Annotated in this window: 3 protein-coding genes; all 3 read right to left on the reverse strand. The window is 72.0% G+C overall.

The genetic code is table 11. The annotated features are described in order from the left end of the window. A partial coding sequence (locus tag HMPREF0731_RS19920; RefSeq protein WP_040614189.1) for a hypothetical protein occupies positions 1–341 on the reverse strand: 341 nt, incomplete at its 3' end. After that, on the reverse strand, positions 341–499 hold the full coding sequence (locus tag HMPREF0731_RS24580) for a hypothetical protein (protein WP_157136261.1): 159 nt from the start codon (positions 497–499) through the stop codon (positions 341–343). The genes HMPREF0731_RS19920 and HMPREF0731_RS24580, both read right to left, overlap by 1 nt. Before the next feature lie 110 nt (positions 500–609). Further along, positions 610–2,440: PhoX family protein (locus HMPREF0731_RS19925; protein ID WP_007006017.1), on the reverse strand; the 1,831-nt coding region annotated here is incomplete at its 5' end.

Here is a 2,440-nt window from a genome sequence, read left to right on the forward strand (position 1 = left end):
GGGATGTCCTCGGCCGGCTCGGCATGCTCGTAGAGCAGGCGGGTGCCGAAGCCGGCCATGGCGCCGAACACCACGGCGCCGAGCGGCGCCACCCCGGTGGACAGGCCGGCGATCAGCCCGGTGGCGACGCCCACCAGCATCGCGCCGGGTTGCAGCTGGCCGCGCCGCAGCCGGCGCAGCGCCAGCCCCAGCAGCAGCAGGCCGAGCAGGATGCCGAGCAGCGCGCGCTGCTCGCCGCCGATCAGGTTGATCAGCAACGCCGGCAGCAGCGGCAGCGCCACCAGCACCAGCATGGCGCCGCGCAGCCGGCGCAGCTCGCGCAGCAAGGGCTCGACGGGCATCAGTCGAACAGCTCCACGATGGCGCGGAACAGCGCCAGCAGCGAAACCAGCCAGAGCGAGAAGCCCAGCAGCGCGAAGCCGCCGAAGCGGCGCAGCGCGCCCTGCCCCTGGGGCAGCGCCACCTTCATCCGGCGCGGGCGGGAGAAGCGAGGGTCCATGCCGCAAAGATTGCCCCGGCCGAGACCAAAAAAAAGCCGGGCGCGCAAAAACCGGCGGGAAAAACACTCCGGGGGCGGCGGCCGCCCCCGGAGACGCCCGTCCGGCCGGCTCAGCTGCCGACCACGCCGCCACCGCGCTTGACGATGGCGATGACGCTGGGGCGCGGCGGCATCGCCGCGTCGAAATCCGGCCAGCGGGTCGAGGGGTTGGCGAAGGTGCTGCCCTTGTCGTCGCCCGGGTGCTGGATCGCCAGGAAGACGGTCTGGTCATCCGGCGTGAAGCAGGGGCCGCACACCTCGGCGCCGGTCGGCGCCTGGTAGAACAGCCGCGTCAGGCCGCGGCCCGGCCCCTCGGTGTCGGCGGCGTAGAGCCCGTCCGCCACCTTCGAGGTGCCCGGCGCGCCATCGGTCGCGATCCAGATGCGGCCCTTGCTGTCGAAGGCGCAATTGTCCGGGCAGGACAGCCAGCCCTCGGCGCTGGTGCCCTGGTGGTACTGCGCCCCGGCATCGACGCCAGGCCGGCCGGCCACCAGGAAGATCTCCCAGCGCCCCTCGGTCGCGGCGTGGTCCACGCGGTCGGTGCCGGCGCCGGGCGGGATCATCTCGATGACATGGCCATGCGCGTTGGCGGCGCGGGGATTGGCCTTGTCCACCTGCTCCGGCCGGCGGCGGGTGTTGTTGGTCAGCATGACATAGACGCGGCCATTGGCCGGGTTGGGCTGGACGTCCTCCGGCCGGTCCATCGGCGTCGCCTTCAGCAGGTCGGCGGCGCGGCGCGTCTCGATCAGCACATCCGCCTGGCTGGCGAAGCCGTTCGCCGCGGTCAGCGGGCCCTGGCCATGCACCAGCGGCAGCCACTCCATGCGGCCATCCTCCAGGAAGCGGGCGACGTAGAGCGTGCCCTCATCCATCAGGTCGCGGTTGGCGGCGCGGTCATTCGGGTTCCAGGGCCGGGCGGTGACGAACTTGTAGACATAGTCGAAGCGCTCGTCGTCGCCCGAATAGAACACCACGCGGCCATCGGCCGAGATCGCGTGGGTGCAGCCCTCATGCTTGAAGCGGCCGAGGGCGGTGCGCTTCACCGGCACCGATTGCGGGTCGTAGGGATCGATCTCGACGATCCAGCCGAAGCGGTTCGGCTCGTTCGGCTCGGCGTCGAGGCTGAAGCGCTCGACATGCTTGTGCCAGCCATAGCCGGCCTTCTCGACGATGCCGTAGCGCTTGTAGGCGGCGGCCTGCGCGCCGGTGCTGGCCGCGGCGCCGCCGAAATACTGGTTGAAGTTCTCCTCCGCCGTCAGGACGGTGCCCCAGGGTGTGCTGCCGCCGGCGCAATTGTTCAGCGTGCCCCGCACCTCGCGCCCGCTGGGGTCGGCGCTGGTCTGCAACCGCGCATGGCCGGCGGCGGGGCCGCTGATGCGGATCGGCGTCTCGGCGGTGATGCGGCGGTTCAGCCGGCCGGCCTCCACCGGCGCCCAGCGGCCATTCTCGCGCCGGATCTCGACCACCGACATGCCATGCGCCGCCATCTCGGTCAGCGCCTGCTCCCGCGTCGGGTTCTGCCGCGCCGAATCCTCCTCGGCGAGGCCCGGGAACATCAGGTGCGGGTCGGTGTATTCGTGGTTGACCGTCAGCAGGCCGTGATCGGCGCTGCGGCTGCCCTGCGGCAGCGGGAAGAACTCGATGAAGTCGTTGTTGTAGCCGAACTGCATCGCCTGGGCGCCGGCGCTCTGGTGCTGCGGGTCGAAGGCCGGCGCGTCCGGCAGCACCGCATCGCCCCAGCGGATCACCGTCTGGATCTCGTAGCCCTCCGGCACCGCGTCGCGCTCGGTCATCTGGTGCGCGATCTCGCGGAAGGAGAGGCTGGTGCCGCCCTGCCCCGCCTGCGGCGCGGCCGTCTGCGCCGCCGGGCTCACCGAGGCCAGCAGCTGGCCGCTGAAGCCG

The sequence above is a fragment of the Pseudoroseomonas cervicalis ATCC 49957 genome, from assembly GCF_000164635.1.
In the GTDB taxonomy this organism is placed as follows: Bacteria; Pseudomonadota; Alphaproteobacteria; order Acetobacterales; family Acetobacteraceae; genus Pseudoroseomonas; species Pseudoroseomonas cervicalis.